Annotated in this window: 19 protein-coding genes; 5 read left to right on the top strand and 14 right to left on the bottom strand. The window is 60.5% G+C overall.

The window, feature by feature from the left end:
- The first annotated feature begins 16 nt into the window (after window positions 1–16).
- From xseB to dxs, 3 genes are read left to right on the top strand one after another with little or no spacing between them, the layout of a single operon-like run.
- On the top strand, window positions 17–268 hold the full coding sequence (gene xseB, locus G5179_RS16195; RefSeq protein WP_421258723.1) for an exodeoxyribonuclease VII small subunit: 252 nt from the start codon (window positions 17–19) through the stop codon (window positions 266–268).
- Window positions 269–1,159 carry a (2E,6E)-farnesyl diphosphate synthase gene (gene ispA, locus G5179_RS16190; protein WP_216951956.1) on the top strand — a complete coding sequence of 297 codons (891 nt, stop codon included), beginning with the start codon at window positions 269–271 and terminating at the stop codon, window positions 1,157–1,159.
- Window positions 1,160–1,180: 21 nt separating this feature from the next.
- Window positions 1,181–3,049: a 1-deoxy-D-xylulose-5-phosphate synthase gene (gene dxs / locus G5179_RS16185; RefSeq protein WP_421205879.1), complete on the top strand. Its 1,869-nt coding sequence runs from the start codon at window positions 1,181–1,183 to the stop codon at window positions 3,047–3,049.
- Window positions 3,050–3,258: 209 nt separating this feature from the next.
- Here dxs and G5179_RS16180 read toward each other — a convergent pair whose 3' ends face one another.
- The 13 genes from G5179_RS16180 to glyA all read right to left on the bottom strand — a co-directional run bounded on the left by G5179_RS16180 (window position 3,259) and on the right by glyA (window position 16,783).
- Complete coding sequence (locus tag G5179_RS16180; RefSeq protein ID WP_040068611.1) at window positions 3,259–4,200, bottom strand: ABC transporter permease; 942 nt, start codon at window positions 4,198–4,200, stop codon at window positions 3,259–3,261.
- Between the two features lie 2 nt (window positions 4,201–4,202).
- Window positions 4,203–5,177 (bottom strand): ABC transporter permease, encoded by a 975-nt coding sequence (locus G5179_RS16175; protein ID WP_042080630.1) that lies wholly within the window; start codon window positions 5,175–5,177, stop codon window positions 4,203–4,205.
- 99 nt (window positions 5,178–5,276) lie between these two features.
- Entirely contained in the window at window positions 5,277–6,833 is a 1,557-nt protein-coding gene (locus tag G5179_RS16170; RefSeq protein WP_421258722.1) for an ABC transporter substrate-binding protein, read from the bottom strand.
- A gap of 70 nt (window positions 6,834–6,903) precedes the next feature.
- Window positions 6,904–8,628, bottom strand: a complete 1,725-nt coding sequence (locus tag G5179_RS16165; protein WP_421258721.1) for a dipeptide ABC transporter ATP-binding protein — start codon at window positions 8,626–8,628, stop codon at window positions 6,904–6,906.
- 487 nt (window positions 8,629–9,115) lie between these two features.
- Window positions 9,116–9,610 (bottom strand): phosphatidylglycerophosphatase A, encoded by a 495-nt coding sequence (locus G5179_RS16160; protein ID WP_064337201.1) that lies wholly within the window; start codon window positions 9,608–9,610, stop codon window positions 9,116–9,118.
- Window positions 9,607–10,566: a thiamine-phosphate kinase gene (gene thiL, locus G5179_RS16155; RefSeq protein ID WP_421258720.1), complete on the bottom strand. Its 960-nt coding sequence runs from the start codon at window positions 10,564–10,566 to the stop codon at window positions 9,607–9,609. The genes G5179_RS16160 and thiL overlap by 4 nt, the downstream gene beginning before the upstream one ends.
- A 57-nt stretch (window positions 10,567–10,623) precedes the next feature.
- The gene (gene nusB, locus G5179_RS16150; RefSeq protein WP_005343514.1) at window positions 10,624–11,037 is read right to left on the bottom strand and encodes a transcription antitermination factor NusB; all 414 of its coding nucleotides are present in this window, start codon (window positions 11,035–11,037) and stop codon (window positions 10,624–10,626) included.
- A 14-nt stretch (window positions 11,038–11,051) separates the two neighbouring features.
- A complete protein-coding gene (gene ribE / locus G5179_RS16145) occupies window positions 11,052–11,522 on the bottom strand; it encodes a 6,7-dimethyl-8-ribityllumazine synthase (RefSeq protein ID WP_019445931.1) in 471 nt (156 codons plus the stop codon).
- 130 nt (window positions 11,523–11,652) lie between these two features.
- Window positions 11,653–12,762, bottom strand: coding sequence for a bifunctional 3,4-dihydroxy-2-butanone-4-phosphate synthase/GTP cyclohydrolase II (gene ribBA, locus G5179_RS16140; protein WP_421258719.1), 1,110 nt, complete (start codon window positions 12,760–12,762; stop codon window positions 11,653–11,655).
- Between the two features lie 149 nt (window positions 12,763–12,911).
- On the bottom strand, window positions 12,912–13,565 hold the full coding sequence (locus G5179_RS16135) for a riboflavin synthase (protein ID WP_421258718.1): 654 nt from the start codon (window positions 13,563–13,565) through the stop codon (window positions 12,912–12,914).
- A 55-nt stretch (window positions 13,566–13,620) separates the two neighbouring features.
- Window positions 13,621–14,730 (bottom strand): bifunctional diaminohydroxyphosphoribosylaminopyrimidine deaminase/5-amino-6-(5-phosphoribosylamino)uracil reductase RibD, encoded by a 1,110-nt coding sequence (gene ribD / locus G5179_RS16130; protein ID WP_407957023.1) that lies wholly within the window; start codon window positions 14,728–14,730, stop codon window positions 13,621–13,623.
- A 199-nt stretch (window positions 14,731–14,929) separates the two neighbouring features.
- Entirely contained in the window at window positions 14,930–15,379 is a 450-nt protein-coding gene (gene nrdR, locus G5179_RS16125) for a transcriptional regulator NrdR (protein WP_005338880.1), read from the bottom strand.
- Between the two features lie 150 nt (window positions 15,380–15,529).
- Entirely contained in the window at window positions 15,530–16,783 is a 1,254-nt protein-coding gene (glyA, locus tag G5179_RS16120) for a serine hydroxymethyltransferase (RefSeq protein ID WP_005338884.1), read from the bottom strand.
- Between the two features lie 324 nt (window positions 16,784–17,107).
- Here glyA and G5179_RS16115 point away from each other — a divergent pair, with 324 nt between their 5' ends.
- Entirely contained in the window at window positions 17,108–17,392 is a 285-nt protein-coding gene (locus G5179_RS16115) for a hypothetical protein (RefSeq protein ID WP_005343504.1), read from the top strand.
- A gap of 52 nt (window positions 17,393–17,444) precedes the next feature.
- Here the strand turns inward: G5179_RS16115 and torS are convergent, their stop codons facing one another.
- On the bottom strand, window positions 17,445–20,270 hold the full coding sequence (torS, locus tag G5179_RS16110) for a TMAO reductase system sensor histidine kinase/response regulator TorS (RefSeq protein ID WP_421258717.1): 2,826 nt from the start codon (window positions 20,268–20,270) through the stop codon (window positions 17,445–17,447).
- A 70-nt stretch (window positions 20,271–20,340) separates the two neighbouring features.
- Between torS and torT the strand changes: the two genes are divergently transcribed.
- A complete protein-coding gene (gene torT / locus G5179_RS16105) occupies window positions 20,341–21,387 on the top strand; it encodes a TMAO reductase system periplasmic protein TorT (RefSeq protein WP_421258716.1) in 1,047 nt (348 codons plus the stop codon).
- Window positions 21,388–21,406 lie beyond the last annotated feature (19 nt).

The following is a 21,406-nucleotide window of genomic DNA, read 5'->3' as shown; positions in this document are numbered from 1 at the left end:
ATTCCCGAGGATGGACATGGCCAGTAAAAAAATCGACCGTCTGAGTTTTGACGCCACTCTCGAAGAGCTGGAAACCATCGTTCATCAGCTGGAGCAAGGTTCCCTACCGCTGGAGGAGGCCCTCAAACAGTTCGAGCAGGGAATCCATCTGGTGCGGGCTGGCCAACAAAAGCTGGAGCAAGCCGAGCAGAAGATCCAGATCCTGCTGAGCAAGGCCGATGGCAGCGACCAGCTCGCCCCCTTCCAGCCAGAACAAGGAGACGAGTGAGTGGCACTGGTCCATTTTTCCCGTCAGCATCGCCAGCGTATTGATGACTGCCTGTTGGCAAAACTTGAAGCTTTGCCACCCATGGCGCCTCGTCTGCGTGATGCCATGAAATATGGCCTGCTGCTGGGCGGCAAGCGGGTTCGCCCGTTTCTGGTCTACGCAGTCGGCGAAATGCTGGGCGTAAAGAGCGACCTGCTGGACGGCCCTGCGGCTGCCGTGGAGTGCATCCATGCCTACTCCCTGCTGCACGATGACCTGCCAGCCATGGATGACGACGATCTGCGTCGCGGCCAACCAACCGTCCACAAGGCGTTTGATGAGGGCACCGCCATTCTGGCCGGTGATGCGCTGCAGACCCTGGCGTTCTCCATTCTGGCCGATCACCCCATGCCCGACTCCTTGATGGCCAACCGGGTGCGGATGCTGAGTACCCTCGCCCGCGCCTCCGGCTATCTGGGTATGTGTGGCGGTCAAGCGCTGGACCTGCAGGCTGAAGGGCGCCAGATCACGCTTGCCGAACTGGAGCAGGTACACCGCCACAAGACCGGTGCGCTGATTGAGTGCGCCGTGGCGCTCGGCGCCCTGTGCAAAGCCGATGTCGATGACGCAACCCTGATTGCCCTGCAAACCTATGCCGCCGCGATTGGCCTCGCCTTTCAGGTGCAGGATGACATCCTCGACATCACAGGTGATACCGCCACCCTGGGCAAGCCGCAAGGTTCTGACCTGGCGCTGGAGAAAAGTACCTATCCGGCCCTGCTCGGACTCGAAAATGCCCGTGAGCTGGCTCGCGAACTGCATGGGAAAGCCTTAACAGCCCTGCAATCCTTGCCCTACAATACCGACATTCTGGAAGCGTTTGCCGATTACATCATCGAGCGAACCCACTAAACGCTGGATAACAGTAACAACATGAGCGTTGATATTAGCAATTTCCCCAACCTGGCCCTCGCGGACACTCCGGTCGAGCTGCGTTCCTTGCCCAAAGATCGGCTGCCGGTGCTGTGCAACGAGCTGCGCGAATATCTGCTGCGCTCTGTCAGCCGCTCCAGCGGACACTTTGCCTCCGGTCTCGGCACGGTCGAACTGACCGTCGCCCTGCACTACGTCTACAACACCCCGTTCGATCGGCTGATCTGGGATGTGGGCCATCAGGCCTATCCCCACAAGATCCTGACCGGGCGCCGTGATCAGATCCACACCATCCGGCAGAAGGATGGTCTGCACCCCTTCCCCTGGCGTGGCGAGAGTGAATACGACGTGCTCTCCGTCGGCCACTCCAGCACTTCCATTGGTGCGGCGCTCGGTATGGCGGTCGCCGCCGAGAGTGAAGGGCTGGGTCGCAAGGTCGTTGCAGTGATCGGTGATGGTGCCATTACCGCAGGGATGGCCTTTGAAGCGCTCAACCACGCCGGCGATGTCCACAAGGACATGCTGGTGATCCTCAACGACAACGAGATGTCCATCTCAGAGAATGTCGGGGCGCTCAACAACCATCTGGCCCGGGTCATGTCAGGCAAGCTCTACACCACCATCCGCGAAGGCGGCAAGAAGGTGTTAGCAGGTCTGCCACCGGTCAAGGAGCTGGCCAAGCGGGCTGAAGAGCACCTCAAGGGGATGGTGGTACCCGGCACCCTGTTCGAGGAGTTCGGCTTCAACTATATCGGCCCCATCGACGGTCACGATATCGAGGCACTGGTCGAGACCCTGCGCAATATGCGCAACCTCAAGGGGCCTCAGCTGCTGCACGTCAAAACCAAGAAGGGCAAGGGTTACGAGCCGGCGGAGAAAGACCCCATCGGTTATCACGCTGTGCCCAAGTTCAATCCTGACGAGTGTTCCCTGCCGAAAGCGAGCGCCGCCAAACCCACCTTCTCCGCCATCTTTGGCCAATGGCTGTGCGACATGGCCGCCAAAGACGAGAAGCTGGTCGGCATCACCCCTGCCATGCGCGAAGGCTCCGGTCTGGTGAAATTCAGCCAGCAGTATCCGGATCGCTACTTCGATGTGGCCATTGCCGAGCAACATGCAGTCACGTTCGCTGCCGGTCTTGCCATCGCCGACAAGAAGCCGGTGGTGGCCATCTATTCGAGCTTTCTGCAGCGCGCCTACGATCAGGTGATCCACGACGTGGCGCTGCAAGATCTGCCGGTGCTATTCGCCATCGACCGGGCCGGTCTGGTGGGCGCCGACGGCCCGACCCATCAGGGAGCGTTCGACATCAGCTTCCTGCGCACCGTGCCCAACATGGTGGTGATGACGCCATCTGACGAGAACGAGTGCCGCCAGATGCTCTATACCGGCTATCTTCAGCAAGGCCCTGTCGCCGTGCGTTACCCCCGCGGCAGCAGTCTGAGCGATTCCCCCATCTCGTCAGAGATGCAGGCACTGGAGCTCGGCAAGGGACGTATCCTGCGAGAGGGCAAGGGTACCGCTATTCTGGCCTTTGGCACCCTGCTGCACCACGCGAAAACGGCCGCCGAAGCGCTGGATGCCACCCTGGTGGACATGCGCTTTGTCAAACCGATGGATGAGGCGCTGGTGCTGTCGCTGGCGGCCAGCCACGATCACTTCGTCACCATCGAAGACAACGCTATCATGGGCGGCGCCGGTTCGGCGGTGAACGAGCTGCTGATGCGCAATAAACAGTGCAAGCCGGTACTCAACCTCGGCTTGCCGGATCGCTTCGTGGAACAGGGTACCCAGCAGGAGATCTATGCCCTGCTTGGTCTGGACGATGCAGGCATCCAGCGCAGTATCGAAAGCTGGCTGAAAGCCTGATAACGCTTAAAGCTATCAAGCAAAAGAAGGGCGCCTCACTGGCGCCCTTCTTGTTCTTCATAATCTAGAACCTGTTCAAGAACTGTTGCGAGAAGTCCGTCAACAAGGTAAAGAGCAGCGCAGGAACCGGAGTATATGTGAATACATGAGGATTCCGAGCAGCACATGAGCCTTGATCACGGCCTCGCAGTAAGTTCTTGCGCAGGTTATCAACCTTTGTAGATCTTGGGGTTAAACACATCCCGCAGCCAGTCGCCCAGCAGGTTGATGACCAGCACCAGCACCACCAGACAGATTCCCGGGAAGGCGGTGATCCACCAGGAGCCGGAGAAGATGTAGTTGAAGCCGACGCTGATAAGCGAACCGAGCGAGGGCTGATCAACCGGCATCCCCAGACCGAGGAAGGAGAGTGCCGCCTCGCTCATGATGGCGTTGGCCACCTGCACGGTGGAGATGACCAGAATGGGCGACAGGCAGTTGGGCAGAATGTGGCGGAACATGATGCGCGGGGCGCGGAATCCCATCACCTTGGCCGCTTCCACATACTCCTTCTTCTTCTCCGCCAGCACAGAGGCGCGCACGGTACGGGCGTACTGCGGCCACTCGGCGATACCGATGATCACCACCAGCATCATGATGGCGAACTTCGAGTAGAACTCGGAGCCAAAGGTTGCCTGAAAGATGGCGGAGATGATGATCGCCACCATCATGGTAGAGAACGACAGCTGCACGTCAGCAAAGCGCATCAGCAGGTTGTCGATACGACCACCGAAGTAACCGGCAATCAGACCGATGACGATACCGAGCACCAGCTGCAGCGCCACCGCAAACAGGCCGATGGTGAGGGAGATACGGGCGCCATAGAGAATGGTGCTCCAGATATCCCGCCCCTGGTTGTCGGTACCGAGCCAGAAGCGCTCCTCGCCACCTTCGAGCCAGGAGGGGGGCAACTCGGCATCCATCAGATCAAAACTGGTCTGGTCATAGACGTTGTGCGGGGCGAGCCAGGGGGCCAGCAGCGCCGCCAGCACAAATACCACGAACACCGCAAAGCTGAACATGGCTACCTTGTCCCGCAGGAAGTAGTAGACGATGTCAGAGTTCTTGAATCGTGCCCAACGGCTTGGGCTTGCAGTTACAGCGTTACTCATGCTTACCCCTTGGCAGTCAGGTTAACGGTCGGGTTAATCAACCCGTAGAGCAGATCGACCAGGGTATTGGTCACCACGAAGATCAGTCCCACGAAGATGACGTAGGCGGTGATGAGGGGCGTATCGACCCGGTGGATCGCCTCGAGGAACAGGAAGCCGGTACCCGGCCACTGGAACACGCTCTCGGTCAGGATGGTGTAAGCCACCATGGTGCCGATCTGCACCCCACCGACGGTAATGACTGGCAGCATGGTGTTCTTCAGAGCGTGGCTGTAGTAGACCTTGTTGTTGTCCAGCCCCTTGGCGCGGGCGAATTTGACGTACTCGGAGGAGAGCTGCTCCAGCATCTCGGAGCGCACCAGCCGGATAAACAGCGGCAGCATGATGGAAGAGAGCGACACCGCCGGCAGGATCAGGTGCAGGATGCCGTCCCAGGTGAAGAAGCCCGACTCCCAGCCCAGCAGGTTACGAGTCTCGCCGCGGCCATAGGCCGGCAGCCAGCCCAGCTGGATGGAGAAGAGGTACATCAGCATGATGGCGGTCAAAAATACCGGGATCGAAATGCCGATACTGCTCCCCGCCATGATGATCTTGGTGGGAATGCTGCGCGGGCGGATCGCCGAATAGACACCGAGTGGAATGGAAACCACCACGATGATGAGCGCGGCAGCAAACACCAGCTCAAGGGTAGCCACCAGCTTGTCGAGGATCACCTCGAGAGCGGGTCGCTTGAAGAAATAGGAGGTGCCCAAATCCCCATGCACCGCATTTTTCAGAAAGCGGCTGTATTTGATGAGGAAGGGATCGTTAAGGCCCATCTTCTCGCGCAACTCGTGACGCTGGGCTTCGGAGACGGATTGTCCCACCAGCTCGCGCAACGGGTCACCCAGGTTGTCCTGGATGGAGAAGGCGACCAGGCTGATGACGAACATCACTATCACGGCCTGATAGAACCGTTTCAGCAGGAATGTAAACATGCTTGTCCTTCTACGTGGCCTGTGTCGTGGCACAGGCTTCTGTTAGTGGGCGGAGTGGCCAGCTGACCACCCCGCCCCGTCCTTCCTTGCGACGTTCTCTTACTTGCTGACCACCAGGTCACCCAGGTAAGGGAAGTTCATCACGTTGACCACCGGCTTGATGTCGACGTTCTTCTTGGCGCCATAGGCCAGATCTTCCCAGTGCAACGGCACGTAGGCAGCATCTTCGATCAGCATGGCTTCGACCTTCTTCAGCATCTCGGCACGCTTGGCCGGATCGGTCTCGGCGTTGGCATCCATCACCAGCTTGTCAGCTTCGGCGTTGGCGTAACCGGCGCAGTTGTACTGACCCATACCGGTCTTGGCATCCTTGGTGAAGGTCAGGAACTCGAAGAAGTTCGCGGTATCTTCGGTGTCGGAGTGCCAGCCGATCAGCTGCATGTCTGCGGCGCACTTGTCAAACTCGGGCCAGTACTGGGCCACCGGCATGGTCTTCAGATCCACCTTGATGTTGATCTTGGCCAGCATGGCGGAGACAGCCTGGGCAATCTTGACGTCGTTGACGTAGCGGGCAGCCGGGGAGATGAAGGTCATCTTGAAGCCTTTCTCGTAACCGGCCTCCTTCATCAGCTCCTTGGCCTTGGCCAGATCATACTGGGGCACCAGCGCCTCGTTATGACCGGCATAGCCTTTCGGGCTCAGCTGACCAGCAGGGGTACCGAAGCCCTTGTTGATCTTCTCGACGATACCCACCTGGTTGATGGCGTAGTTGATCGCCTGACGTACGCGCTTGTCTTTCAGTGCCGGGTTGGTGTTCTGGTTCAGCTCGATGATGATGGCGCGGGTACCGGACAGGGTGACCAGCTGGGAGTCCTTGCCATTCTTCACGCGCTCCAGATCGTTCGGCGCAACCGGATAGATCATGTCCACGTCGCCACCCAGCAGGGCTGCAACACGGGTCGCATCTTCCTTGATCGGCACCACGGTCAGGTTCTCGACGTTACCCTTGGAGGCCTTGTCCCAGTAGTTGGCGTTGCGGGCATAATCGAGCTTCACACCCTGCTCGCGGAACTTGACGGTGAACGGGCCAGTACCGGAGACGTGGGTAGAGGCAAAGGAGTCGCCATTCTTGACGATCTCGGCCTTGTCTTTGCCCGCTTCGGTCTTGCCGGTGTAGAACTTGGAGTCCATCGGGAAGATGTAGGTGACGGTCTGCAGCACCAGCGGGAAGGGCTTCGCGGTAATCAGATCGACGGTGTAGTCATCGACCTTCTTCACTTCGCTGATGGGATCGAAGATCGCCTTGAAGTCGACGGAGGATTTCAGGCGGTTGACGGTCCACACCACGTCGTCAGCGGTGAAGTCGTTACCGGAGTGGAACTTGACCCCTTTGCGCAGGTGGAAGCGGACGGTCTTATCGTCAATACGCTCATACTTCTCGGCCAGACGGGGCTCGAACTGCAGGTCCTGGGTGTAACGCATCAGGGGATCGAATACCAGGTGCGACATCTCCAGGGTCTGACCGGAGAGCTGCTCCTGCGGATCCAGCGAAGTGGCGTCAGAGGCGACACCCACCTTGATATCAGCGGCTGAGACACTGAAGGCGAAACCGGCGGCAAACAGCGCCAGGGCAATCTTGGACAATCCTTTCTTCATCTTGTTCTCCATGCTTTTGGCTTTCTTATGACACTTTTTTTGACAAGCAGACCGGCGCACCGGCGCTCTCCTAGCTTGCGATTTCCAGCCCCTCGCGGGACATTCCCTTGAACTCCGGCATGAGGGAGATCAGCTTGCGGCTGTACTCATGCTCGGCATTGGTAAAGAGTTTCTCGGTCTCGGCCACTTCCACCAGATGACCGTGCTGCATCACCCCGATGCGATCGCACATCTGGCGGATCACCGGCAGATCGTGGCTGATGAACAGCATGGTGAGCTTGAGCTCCTGCTGCAAATCCTTGAGCAGGTTGAGGATCTGGGCCTGCACCGACACATCCAGCGCCGAGGTCGGCTCGTCGCAGATGAGGAAGCGCGGGCGAGTGGCCAGGGCGCGGGCAATGGAGATGCGCTGACGCTGACCGCCGGAGAACTCGTGGGGATACTTGAGGCCAGCACCACGACCGAGACCCACGTGATCCAGCAGATCGCCGACGATCCCCTCGATCTGGCTCTCGCTGCTCGCCAGCTGATGGAAGCGGATCGGCTCGGCAATGATGTCGCGCACCTTCATCCGCGGGTTCATCGACGAATAGGGGTTCTGGAACACCATCTGCATCTGGCGACGCAGCGGGCGACGCTCGCGCTCGCTCTTGAGAGCGGTCAGATCGATCCCCTCGAAGAAAATCTTGCCGGTATCAGGCGGATAGAGACCGGTGATGGCGCGGGCAATGGTCGATTTGCCGGAGCCGGACTCCCCCACCAGACCGAAGGTCTCCCCTTCGAAGATCTCGACGCTGATGTTATTGCAGGCGCGAACATACTGGCGGCGGCTCGGGAAGATGGAGTCCTTGGTGACGAACTTCAGATCGACGTTCTCCACCCGCAGCAGCGCCCCTTCATAGGCACGCTCGTCCTGACTCTGGCCGAGCCAGTGGGTCTTGAGGTCGATATTGGTATCCGGCGCACTGGCATCCTCGATATAGGAGACCAGCGGGAAGCGCACCAGCTTCACATCGGAGCGGGGGACCGCCGAGATGAGGCTGCGGGTATAGGGGTGATTGGGGCTGCCCAGTACCTGTTCGGTCAGGCCGAACTCCACCAGATCGCCGCGATACATCACCGCCACCTTGTCGGTAACGTTGGAGACTACGCCCATGTCGTGGGTCACCAGCATGCAGCCCACCTGACGCTCTTTGCAGAGGGCGCGGATAAGCTGGAGGATCTGATCCTGAATGGAGACGTCGAGCGCCGTGGTCGGCTCATCGGCGATGATCAGCTCAGGATCGCAGGAGAGCGCGATGGCGATAACCACCCGCTGACGCATGCCACCGGAGAACTGGTGCGGGTACTGCTTGATGCGCAGCTCCGGACTCGGGATCCCCACTGCCCCCATCAGCTCCAATGCCTTGGCAAAAGCAGCTTCGCGAGAGAGGTCGGTATTGGCCAGAATGGTCTCCACCAGCTGATGCTCAACGGTGAACAGCGGGTTGAGGGAGGTCATGGGGTCCTGGAAGATGAACCCGATACGGGAGCCACGGATGGCCCGCATCTCGTTCTGGCTCTTGCCGGAGATGAGCTCGCCATTGAGATAGATATCGCCACGGGCGATGCGACCCGGCGGACTCAGCAGATCGATAACGGCGTTGCCGATGGTGGACTTGCCGGCGCCGGATTCACCGACCACCCCGACAATCTCACCCTTTTCGATAGAGAAAGAGAGATCCTTCACCGCGGCCAGCACCCCGTAGCGGGAGGGGTACTCGATCCGCAAGTTCTTTACTTCGAGCAAGGACATGTTTACCTCTGCGGGGGACATCCGTCCCAAATAATTCGTCCGTAAATCAGCCGCAGATGCCGGTTGTTACCTTGGGCAATATTTGCTCAATCCATGAGGCAGCTAAACCAGCGATCCGGGCGGGTTTTTTGCATTTTTTTGGAATAACCCGCGAGTAACTTAGACGGTTTGACCACGGGTGTAAATGATTGAGTTATACAATTCCGCAATGTTTTGTGCAGATAACCACCAATTCGGCAGAGATAAATGATGATTTTCATCACACAAATGGCCGGTGCGTCCGTACATCTATTGGTATCATTACTTTAATTTCAACAACAACGCAACAAGCAGCATTTATCACTATTTCCAAAACAATCACCAGCCCCGAATGAGTAGTGAATATTTATGTGAAATGGATGATAAACGGCAGCATATGCCGATGAATGAAAATTAAGCAGATATAAATCGGGGGATGCCAGAACGGTCATCCCCCGGAAGGTGGCTCTCAACCGAGCCAGAATGCCAGTAATTGCATACAAAACAGGGCGAACAGGCCGGCGATCAGATCGTCCAGCATGATGCCCAGGCCACCGTGGATCCGGCGATCAAACCAGGAGATGGGCCAGGGCTTGAGCACGTCAAACAACCGGAACAGCGCAAAGCCCGCCACCACCCACTCCCAACCGGCTGGCGCGGCGATCATGGTGACGCCAAAACCGATCACCTCGTCCCAGACGATAGCACCGTGATCCGGCATGCCGATGGCATCGGTGGCGCTCTGGCAGATACGAATACCGACTACAAACCCCACCGCCAGCAAGGCGATGAACCAGTGGGTCGGCAGCCAGCTCACCAGCAGATAGAGCGGAATGGCCGCCAGGGTGCCCATGGTGCCCGGCGCTTTGGGGCTGAGACCGGAACCAAACCCCACCGCCAAAAAATGAAGCGGATTTTTCAGATCCAGTCGTGTCAGCTCGGGCTTTATCCTGAACAAACTCATGCGAAGTGATCCCACCCTTTCAGTTGCAACTCGACCGCTTGGTCGCCACACAGGTAGTCGATGCCCGGCTCGCCCGCCACGATGCGGCCGATGCGGCTGAACTTGACCCCGCTGTGAGCCAGCGCCGTATCGAGCGCGCCGCGATGCTCCTCCGGTACGGTAAAGCAGAGCTCGTAGTCATCGCCACCGGCCAGCGCCAGTTGCCACGCCTCCTGCTCGCTCACCGCATCCTGCAGCACCGGCGAGAGTGGCAGCAGATCGAGATCGATCTGGGCCCGCACACCGGAGGCCTTGAGGATATGGCCGAGATCCGATGCCAGCCCATCGGAGAGATCCAACGCACTACCCGCCAACCCGCGCAGCGCCTGACCGGCCAGAATGCGGGGATGGGGGTGGTCGAGCCGTGGCAGCACGGCGGCCAACTGGTTCTCGTTGAGGGTGCGTTTGCCCAGCAGGTGGGAGAGCGCCAGCGCGGCATCACCCAGAGTGCCGGTCACATAGATGCCGTCACCGGCTTTGGCACCGCTGCGCATCAGGGCGCGACCGGCAGGCACCGACCCCTTCACCGAGATGGTGATGGAGAGCGGCCCGCGGGTCATATCCCCGCCCACCAGCGCCACATTGTAGTACTCGGCCAGCTCCAGAAACCCTTCGGCAAAACCGGCGACCCAACCTTCGTTAATGGCAGGCAGGGTCAGCGCCAGCGACACCCAGCGCGGCTCAGCCCCCATGGCGGCGAGATCGGAGAGATTGACCGCCAGCGCCTTGTAGCCGAGATCCACCGGATCCATGTCGGGAAAGAAGTGTACGCCGCTCACCAGAGTGTCGGTGCTCACCGCCAGCTGGGTATCGGGGGGCAGGGTCAGCAGGGCACAGTCATCTCCAGGGCCCATCACCACGTCCTTGCGGGCGTGGGGGACCTTGAAGTACTTATCAATCAGCTCAAATTCACCCATACAGTAAAAAGCCAGCAATAAGCTGGCTCCTCTCTTAGATGCTGACGGACAGCAGGATCAACGCTTGTTCAGCGACTTGATCACCTTGTCCAGTACACCGTTGACAAACTTGTGGCTGTCATCGGCAGCAAAAGCTTTGGCCAGCTCGATCGCTTCGTTGATGACCACGCGCGGCGGTACATCATCACGACGGGTCAGCTCGTAGGTCGCCAGACGCAGGATCGCCTTGTCCACCATGTCCACTTCTTCCAGCGGACGGGAAAGGAAAGGTGCAAACACCTTGTCCAGCTCGCTGCAGTGGAGGGCTACCCCGAACAGCAGATCGCGGAAATAGTTCAGGTCTACACCCTTGGTGTCCTGATCGATCTTGAACTGCTCTTCGATGTCACCCACGTTAGCCTTGGTCATCTGCCACTGGTAGATGGCCTGGGTGGCGCAATGGCGGGCTTTACGGCGCTCAGACGGTTTCAATGTACTTCTCCTCGTTACACGTCCAGTTCTTTCAGGACGTTGATCATTTCGAGCGCTGCCAGTGCAGCCTCTGCACCCTTGTTACCCGCCTTGGTACCTGCACGCTCGATGGCTTGTTCAATGTTTTCAGTGGTCAGCACACCGAAGGCAACGGGAATTTCATATTCCATCATTACCTGGGCCATGCCCTTGCTGTTCTCGTTTGCCACCAGGTCGAAGTGGTAGGTACCGCCACGGATGACAGTACCGACCGCCACGATGGCGTCGTATTGACCACTCTTGGCCAGCTTCTTGATGACCAATGGCATTTCAACCGCGCCCGGCACTTTTACCAGTGTCAGGTTGCTGTCCTGCACTTGACCTTGACGCTTCAGTACGTCCACCGCGCCGTTCACCAGACTGTCGTTGATGAAGCTGTTGAAACGGGCAACAACAATAGCAATGCGCGCCTCAGGAGCGGCGATATTTCCTTCGATAACCTTCATTGGAAATCCTGTATCTGTGCAATCAAAAGGGCCGGAGTCAAAAGTGCGCACATTCTAGCACAACAGACCCACGACAAAAACCATGGCCGCAATAGACGGCCATGATCGCGATTTAACCAGTCCGGCGCACTTACTCGCCGATGTACTCAACCACTTCCAGACCAAAACCGCCGAGGGCATGGTACTTCTTCGGCGAGCTCAACAGGCGCATCTTGCTCACGCCAAGGGCCTTGAGGATCTGGGAACCGACACCCACCCGGCGCGAGGTGCCCTGCCACTTGGCTCCTTCCGGTGCCAACCCCTTGTCGGCGGCTTCAAAACCCTTGACCCTAGCCAGCAGCTCGGCGCCATGGGATTCCGCCCCCAAAATCACCAGCACGCCGCCCTCGTCAGCGATGCGGGCCATGGATTTGGGCAGTGGCCAGCTTCGGGCTGCATGGCGGTCGGTCAGCAGCAGATCGCTCAGCACATCGTGCAGATGAACCCGCACCAGCGTCGGCTGGTCGGCCTGTACCTCACCCTTTTTCAGGGCGAAGTGAACCTGATTGTCGATGGTGTCGCGGAAGGTGATGAGGTCGAACTCGCCAAACTCGGTGGGCAGCTTGCACTCGGCCACCTTCTCGACCGTGGTCTCGTGCTGGTTGCGGTACTCGATAAGGTCGGCGATGGTGCCGAGCTTGATGCCGTGCTCCTCGGCGAACACCTCCAGATCCGAACGGCGCGCCATGGTGCCATCTTCGTTGAGGATCTCGACGATGACGGCCGCAGGCTCGAAACCAGCCAGACGGGCCAGATCGCAACCCGCTTCGGTGTGACCGGCGCGGGTCAGCACGCCGCCATCCTGTGCCATCAGCGGGAAGATGTGGCCCGGCTGCACCAGATCGGCCGCCTTGGCATTGGGCGCCACAGCCGCCTGCACGGTCACCGCACGATCGGCGGCGGAGATACCTGTGGTCACCCCTTCAGCCGCCTCGATGGAGACGGTAAAGGCGGTGGAGAACTGGGCATTGTTGCGATCCACCATCAGCGGCAGCGCCAATTGCTTGCAGCGATCCCGGGTCAGGGTCAGGCAGATGAGGCCACGGCCGTAGCGGGCCATGAAGTTGATATCCTCCGGACGGACGCAGGAGGCGGCCATGATGAGGTCCCCTTCGTTCTCCCTGTCTTCGTCATCCATCAGGATCACCATCTTGCCAGCCTTGATGTCGGCAATGATTTCCTGGGTTGTGCTCAGCGCCATGGGCTACTCCATCAGTGTGCTTGGGGGTTGAGCCCGCAGGCTCAACGCAAATGCGTGTGTATGTTGCTCTAGATTGGGGCTAGCGGCTCCATTTCAATCAGAGCGGGATCACAGAAAATCGTTTTGGTGGGCCGATATAGCGCACACCGTCAGAGAAAACCGGCCTTGGCCAGCGTCTCGATGGTCAGGGTCGAGGCGCTGCTCTCCTGACTTTTCCCCATCATCAGCCGCTCCAGATAGCGGGCGATCTGATCCACCTCGAGGTTGACCTTGTGACCCGGCTTCCAGCTGGCGATGGTGGTCTCCTGCGCGGTATGGGGCACGATGGTCAGGCGGAAAAGGTCCCCCTGCACGGCGTTGACGGTGAGGCTGATGCCATCCACCGCAATGGAGCCTTTCTCGGCGATGTAGCGGGAGAGTTCCCCCGGCGCCTTGATCCAGTACTCGATGGCGCGGCCGCTGCTGGAGACGCTTTTCACCTCCCCTACCCCATCCACATGGCCGGAGACCAGATGGCCGCCGAGGCGGGAGGTGGGCATCAGTGCCTTCTCGAGGTTGACCCTATCGCCCACTCTGGCGGCGGCAAAGCCGGTGCGCGACAGGGTTTCCAGCGACACGTCGGCGGTATAACTCTTGTCGCCCAGCGCCACCACGGTGAGGCAGACGCCGTTGGTAGCGATGGAGTCGCCCAGTTTGACGTCGCTAAAATCCAGACCTAGTGCGTGGACGGTGAGGGCCATGTCATCGCCCTGACGGCGCAGCTCGGCCAGGGTTCCCACCGCTTCGATAATTCCGGTAAACATGCAGATCACCTTGCTGATGACGGGGGCTGATTATGCCCCCTTGAACATTGATAAATCAGGCTATTTTGGCAGTAATGCGAATATCCTGGCCGACCATGCGCACATCCTTGATGGCGAGCTTGGGCGCCTGGAACAGCCGGGTCAGGCCCGGCAGATGGAACAGGCCGCGCCCTTCATCGCCCATCAGTTTGGGCGCCTGATAGAGCACCAGCTCATCCACCAGCCCTTTTTCCAGCAGAGCGCCGCAGAGCCGCGGGCCCGCCTCGACCAGTACCGAGTTGACGTTCTGCTTGGCCAGCAGCATGAAGAGGCTGACCAGATCCAGCTTGCCATCCAGCAGCGGCAGCTCCAGCTGCTGCACCCACGAAGGCCAATCGCCGGACGCCTTGTGGCGGGCCAGCAGCACCGGGCTCTCGCTCTGGAATAGCGGCAGATCTGGGGTAAGCCGGTTTTGCGAATCGACGATGACCCGCAGCGGCTGGCGCAGGGTCTCCTTGGGATAGCTCGCCTTCACCGAGGGGGGCAGCTCGTCCCAGCGCACGGTCAGGGAGGCACGATCGGCCAGCACGGTTTCAGCGCTGGAGAGCACCGCATCGTGACGGGCCCGCAGTCGTTGCACATCGCGGCGCGCATCCGGGGAGGTGATCCACTGGCTCTCACCGCTCGCCATGGCGGTGCGGCCATCGAGGCTGGCTCCCAACTTGACGGTCACTCGCGGGAAGGCGGTACGCATCCGCTTGAAAAAGCCCGGGTTGAGTGCTTCCGCTTCACTCGCCAGCAGGCCGAAATCGGTCTTGATGCCCGCTTCGGAGAGCATACGCAGGCCACGCCCACCCACCTGGGGATTGGGATCGACCATGGCCGCCACCACCCGGGCCACACCGGCGTTGATCAGCGCTTCGGCGCAGGGGGGAGTACGACCGTGGTGGGAGCAGGGTTCGAGGGTCACATAGGCGGTGGCGCCGCGGGCGTTGTCACCGGCGGCGCGCAGGGCGTAAACCTCGGCATGGGGCTCGCCCGCCTTCTGATGCCACCCTTCGCCAACCACCACACCATCTTTGACCAGCACGGCGCCGACGCAGGGGTTGGGGGCCGTGGTGTAGCGGCCGCGGCGGGCCAGTTCGAGGGCCCGACTCATCCATTGGTAATCATCTTGACTAAACATTCGGGCTCCTTTGACAACACATCTCGACTTTACGCAGTATCGTAGGTTCGATTAGCGCAGCGTAATCGGACGCGGCAACATGGGTGAGAATGGCGGTTTACTTCTCCAGCTTGGCAATCTCTTCGCCGAACTCGCGAATATCTTCGTGTCCTGAGGTAGAGAGGGGCGAAGCGGATATCCACTTGCCCATCCGATACCATCATTTCTCCAATTTGGCGATCTCTTCACCGAACTCGCGAATATCTTCGAAGCTGCGATAGACGGAGGCAAAGCGGATATAGGCCACCTTGTCCAGACTCTTGAGCTCATCCATCACCAGATTGCCCACCAGCTCGGAGGCGACTTCGCGCTCGCCGGTGGCACGCAGGCGGGATTTGATATGGTTGACCGCCTTTTCGATGGCCTCCATGCTCACCGGGCGCTTCTCCAGCGCCCGCAGGATGCCGGCACGCAGCTTGTCTTCATTGAACGGCTCGCGGGAACCGTTGGACTTGATGACGCGGGGCATCACCAGCTCGGCCATCTCGAAGGTGGTAAAACGCTCGTGACAGAGCAGACACTCACGACGGCGGCGCACCTGATGGCCTTCTGCCACCAGACGGGAATCGATCACCTTGGTATCAACCGCACTACAGAATGGGCAATGCATCGGACCTCCGGCGTTAATGGAACAGGGACCGGCCCGGCGGGCCAGGATCTAGGTCGGCCAGTGTAGCACGGCCATCCAAAACCGGTAAAAGCCAGAAAAAACAATGCCACCCGCAGGTGGCATTGGTCTCAAACCGGATGGTCTGACTTATCAGCCATAAACCGGGAAGCGGCGGCAGATATCCAGCACCTTCTCGCGTACGGTGGCCAGCACAGCATCGTTGTCGTGGTTGTCCAGTACGTCGCAGATCCAGTGGGTCAGCTCGATGGACTCGGCTTCCTTGAAACCGCGGCGGGTGATGGCCGGGGTACCGATACGCACACCGGAGGTGACGAACGGGGAGCGCGGGTCGTTGGGCACGGAGTTCTTGTTGACGGTGATGTTGGCTTTGCCCAGCGCAGCGTCAGCATCCTTACCGGTCAGCTCGCGGCCGATCAGGTCAACCAGCATCAGGTGGTTGTCGGTACCACCGGAGACGATCTTGTAACCGCGCTCGATAAAGGTGGCAGCCATCGCCTTGGCATTTTTCACGACCTGAGCCTGATAGGTCTTGAACTCCGGCTCCAGCGCCTCTTTGAAGGCAACGGCTTTACCGGCGATGACGTGCATCAGCGGGCCACCCTGACCACCTGGGAAGACGGCAGAGTTGAGCTTCTTGTAGAGCTCCTCGTCGTCAGCGGCGGAGAGGATCAGACCACCGCGCGGACCGGCCAGGGTCTTGTGAGTGGTAGAGGTGACCACGTGAGCGTGGGGAACCGGGTTCGGGTAGACGCCAGCGGCAATCAGACCAGCCACGTGAGCCATGTCGACGAACAGGTAGGCACCGACCTTGTCGGCGATTTCGCGCATGCGGGCCCAGTCAACGATGCCGGAGTAGGCAGAGAAGCCGCCGATCATCATCTTCGGCTTGTGCTCGACAGCCTGACGTTCCATGTCGTCGTAGTCGATCTTGCCGGACTCATCGATACCGTAAGGCACGATGTTGTAAAGCTTGCCGGAGAAGTTGACCGGAGAGCCGTGGGTCAGGTGACCGCCGTGGGCCAGGTTCATGCCCAGTACGGTGTCGCCCGGCTGCAGCAGAGCCATGTAAACGGCGCTGTTGGCCTGGGAGCCGGAGTGCGGCTGCACGTTGGCGTAGGTGGCACCGAACAGCTCTTTGGCGCGCTCGATGGCCAGGGTTTCGACCACATCCACATACTCGCAACCACCGTAGTAACGCTTGGAGGGGTAACCTTCGGCGTACTTGTTGGTCAGCTGGGAGCCCTGGGCTTCCATGACACGGGGGCTGGTGTAGTTCTCAGACGCAATCAGCTCGATATGCTCTTCCTGACGACGGGTTTCGTCTGTGATGGCCTGCCACAATTGCGGATCATAATTGGCGATGGTCATGTCACGTTTCAACATCCGTTTCTCTCCTGAAAATCGTTTGCGCGTTAGGTGAAGTGGGCGCGGGCATTGTAACGTGAGCTGGATCAAAGAGACAGTCCAACCACCTAAAAAAATGTTGAATTTATGTTGTAAAAAGCAAGATTCCCTCCCCGTTCAATACCCTGGCCGCTCCGCCAAACGGCACATTTTTCATCCCGTGGTGGGCGGGCAAAACCCGAAGGGGATCACAACGCCCTCTTTATCCATCCTGTAGCATATTCATTCGAAACAAATTTAATGATGATGGAGCTGATTGCAGCCATGCATCCGAGGGGCTGCACCTAACCGGAGGAGTTCAAGATGGACCATCTGCTGACATTCGTGATCCTGGCGGTCTTTTTTCTGTTCTACTGGGTCTACTACACCAGCCAACGCAAGCATGTCCCCACCACCTCGTGGGAGCAGCTCCCCACCAAAGCCGACTATCTGGTGGCCCACCCTGAATCAGTCGATGGCGATATCATCTTCTGTTATCACTGCGGCCACCATGAGTTGCTGGAGGTGGGCATGGTACACCTGACAGATTTTCGCCGGGAATGGGTCTGTGCCAAGTGCAAGCAGGTGCTGTTTCGCGAGATCGAATAAACGGCGCAGGGGCTGGCTACCCTCCCTAAACGCCGTACATCGCCAGCAGGGATCAGGGCTGCGCATCCCTGTTGGCCGCCAACCACTGCTGCAACCCGCTCACCGCCGCGTCAAATTGCGCCCCGATTGCCGCAGGCTCACCGCATCCCGCCTCAAGAGCCGCACAGTGGCTGGCAAATTCGGTCAACCCCAGCGCCAGCGCACTCCCCTTGAGCTTGTGCGCCAGCTGACGTTGCTCACTCCCCTCACCCTGAGCCAACTTATCCACCAACACCCGCCCTTGCGACTCAAACAGCGCGACCAGCTGGCGGATCCGCGCCATGCCGAGCAGGGGCAGATCGGCGTCCAGCACCGGATTGGTCCACTCGGGCTGGTTAGTTGGGGGCGCGGCTGCAGGTAATTGCACCTGTGGCTCGATAGAAGCGCCCTCTTGCCGAAACAGCTGATCGATGGCGTTCGCCAGCACCGCCAGCCGCACCGGCTTGCCGACAAAATCGACGAAGCCGGCGGCAAGGCAGTGGCGGATATCCTCCGGATACATCTGGGCCGAGATGGCGATGGCGGGCAGCGACCGCTCATGCATCTCCTCGCTGATGGCGGCCAGATCCTCGCGCAGAGTCATACCGTCCATATCGGGCAGATTGATATCGAGCAGCGCCAGCTCGAAGGGGCGCTCGGTCACCAGCGCCAGTGCGCTGCGACCATCCTCCGCCAGGGTGACGCGATGGCCGAGGCGGGTCAGCATGCCGTGCGCCACCAACCGGTTGATCTCGTTATCCTCCACCAGCAGGATGTCACGGGACTGGCCAAGGTGCAGCAGCTGCGCCTCGGCAGGCAGCTGGGCGCTCGAGCGCTGCAAGGGCAAGCTGAAGCTGAATTCACACCCCTTGCCCGGCTCGCTGGCAAGGATCAGCTCGCCCCCCATGGCGGCCACCAGCTTGCGGCTGATCGCCAGTCCCAGTCCGGTGCCGCCCTGATGGCCTATATCGCGCTTGCGCTGGCGAAACGCCTCGAACACCGCCTCCTGCTCATCGGCCGGAATGCCGGGGCCGGTATCGCGCACTACGAAGCGGATGCAGGGCTCGGCGCAAGGGCCTTGGCAGGCAAGAGGCGCCACCGTCAGGGTAATCTGGCCACGGGCGGTAAACTTGACCGCATTGCCGAGCAAGTTGCCGAGCACCTGGCGCAGCTTGCCCAGATCCCCCTCGACCACCGGCGCCAGCCCGGGCGCATATTCCAGCGCCAAGGTCACCCCTTTGGCTGCCGCCTTTGGCCGAAACAGCTCGCCCAGCTCATCCACCAGCTGGAACAGGGGGAAAGGCTCGCGGCGCGCCTCCACATGGCCCGCCTCTATTTTTGAGTAGTCGAGGATATCGTTGAGGATCTCCAGCAGGGATTCGCCACTGTGCTCGATAGCAGCCAGATAGCGCTGCTGGGTATCGCTGAGGTAAGTATCTTCCAGCAGCGTCAGGCCCCCCAGAATCCCGTTCATGGGGGTGCGGATCTCGTGGCTCATGGTGGCGAGAAATACCGACTTGGCCCGGTTGGCCTGTTCAGCCTCGGCGCGGGCCTGCCGCTGCTTCTCCACCTCCTCATTGAGCCGCTCGTTGGCGTGGCTGAGCTGGCCGGTGCGCTCCTCGACCCGCGACTCCAGCTCACGCTGATAGCGACCCAGTTCCACCGCATTGTCACGAAACACCTGCAGGGCCCGGCCCAGCTCCGCCAGCTCATCGCGCCCCGACCCGGCGATCGGCTCAAGGGGGGCCAGATCCCCGCGCGCCAACCGGCTCATCCCCGCCACCGCCCGTTGCAGCGGCCAGACGATCCGGCCATAGACCATGCGCCACATCAGCAGCATCAGCAGTAGCAGGGTGAGCAGGCCAATGGCCATCAGCGCCTGCTCCAGCAGCCTGAGGCGCTGACTTAGCGCCTGCTGGCTCTGCCCCAGCGAATCGCGGGCACGGCTGACCAGCTCTCCGACCTGCTGGTTGAGACTGCTCATCAAAGCCTCATTGGCACTGGCCAGCACCCGCAGCGCCTCCCCCTTGCCGAGCCAGTCGCTGCGCAGTTGCACCAGCTTGTCGCTCTGCACCAGCACGGTCAGCGCCTGCTCCACCGCCTGCCGGCGGGCCGGATCGGTCACCGCCCCGGCCCGCAGTTGCAAGATAGCCAGCTCCCGCTGCCCCTCTTGCAATAGCGTTTGCAACTGTTCCTGCCGTTCACTGCGCCACATCTCTTCGATGCGCTGCTGCTGCATCAGGGTGCGATGGCGCAGCTCGGTCATCTGCTCCAGCCAGTCGAGATCTTGCTCCAGCAAGCGATCCAGCGTCCGGGCCGCCTGCGCACCTTGCTGTTGGTAGAGGGAACCCAATCCCGCCACCATCACGGTTTCGGCGTTCTCCATCTGGCTGCGCGCCAGCTCGGCAATTTGCCCGGCCGCCGCCACCAGACGGGCACGCTGCGCTTCACCCTGCGCCATCAGGGTCAACCGCTCCCCCACCAACCAGCCCTGCTGACCCAGATTGCCGATGATGCTCTGACTGAGCTGATCGAGGCTTGTTGAACCCTGCCCACGACCAAGTTGCGCCAGCACCTGCTGCAGCTGTTGTCCCTGCAGAGTGAGCAAGCGTCCCTGATGCTCCCGCTCCTGCTCGCTGGTTGCGGTGGCCAGCAGCCGTGACGCGCTCTGGATCTCGCCGCTGAGGCGAGAGAGCGTGCGCGCCAGCTCCTGATCGGCCAGAGTCTGCTGCACCCCTTGCTCTAGCTGGCGCAGATGGCTAAGCCCCACCCAGCCCAGCAGGGAAGCACTCAGGGTCAGCAACGCCATCAGGGAGAAGGCCAGCAGCAACTTGCCACCCAGGCCGGAAAAGATTCTCACGGGAAGTCCCTTGGTTGTGGTCGGCTTTGACCGGATAATATGGCCCAACACTTTAACAAAACCCCTGGCCATGCGAAGCGTCTATCTCTCCCCGTTGTTGCTCATGTGGTTGCTCACGCTGCCTCGCGCCGCCCTCGCCTTTTCAGTCGATATCTGGCCCGGCGGCGAATTCAGCGGCCAGCCGGTGCGCCAGCAGTGGCCGGAACCCGCCGCCGCAACCAAACCGCTGACCCTCTGTGCCCTCTACCCCCATCTGCGCGACGCCTACTGGCTTTCGGTCAATCAGGGCATGGTTGACGAGGCGAAGCGGCTGGGAGTCAAGTTGCAGATCCACGAAGCGGGGGGGTACGGCGCCCTCGCCGAGCAGCGCCAGCAGTTGCAACGCTGCGTGCAGGAAGGAAGCGATGCCATCTTGCTCGGCGCAGTGAGCTATCAGGGCCTGCGCGAGGCCATCAAGGCCACGCCGCTGCCGCTCTTTGGACTGGTCAACGATCTGCCCAGCGGTCTGGTGCAGGCGAAGGTGGGGGTCTCCTGGTACCAGATGGGCTGGCAGATTGGCCACTGGCTGGCGCAGCGCCACCCCGCCGGCAGCAAACCGGTCTCGGTCGCCCTCTTCCCCGGCCCGCAGGCGAGTGGTGGCAACAACTTCGTCGAGCCGGGCTTTGCCGACGCCATCAAGGGGAGCGCCATCAAGCTGGTCACCACAGAGCGCGGCGACAACAGCCGGGAAATCCAGCGCACGCTGGTGCAGCAGACGCTGGCCCGCTATCCCGACCTCGACTATCTGGTGGGGGGCGCCATCGCCGCCGAAGTGGCGGTCAACGAGCTGGCGCAGCGCCATCTCGACAGGCCCCAGGTGCTGAGCACCTACTTCAGCCACGGGATACAGCGGGGCCTGCACCGGGGCAAGATCCTGGCCGCCAACAGCGATCAGATGCGGCTGCAGGGGCGTCTTGCGGTCGCTCAGGCGGTCTGCCTGCTGCAACATCCTGATGCCAATGCCGAGCAGTGCCCACGGGTGATGGGGCCACCCATTCTGACGCTCTCTGCACCGCTGGCCGACCCCGCAGATTCCCTCTCGGATGGCGCTTTTCGTCCCGTCTATCGGGTCGAATAGCCGTTCCAAATCCGATCAG

Origin of the sequence: Aeromonas sp. 600886, from assembly GCF_049174935.1 — a bacterium.
Lineage (GTDB): Bacteria > Pseudomonadota > Gammaproteobacteria > Enterobacterales > Aeromonadaceae > Aeromonas > Aeromonas veronii_A.
The sequence above is the reverse complement of the archived record's forward strand: the minus strand, read 5'-3'. Positions and strand labels throughout refer to the sequence as shown.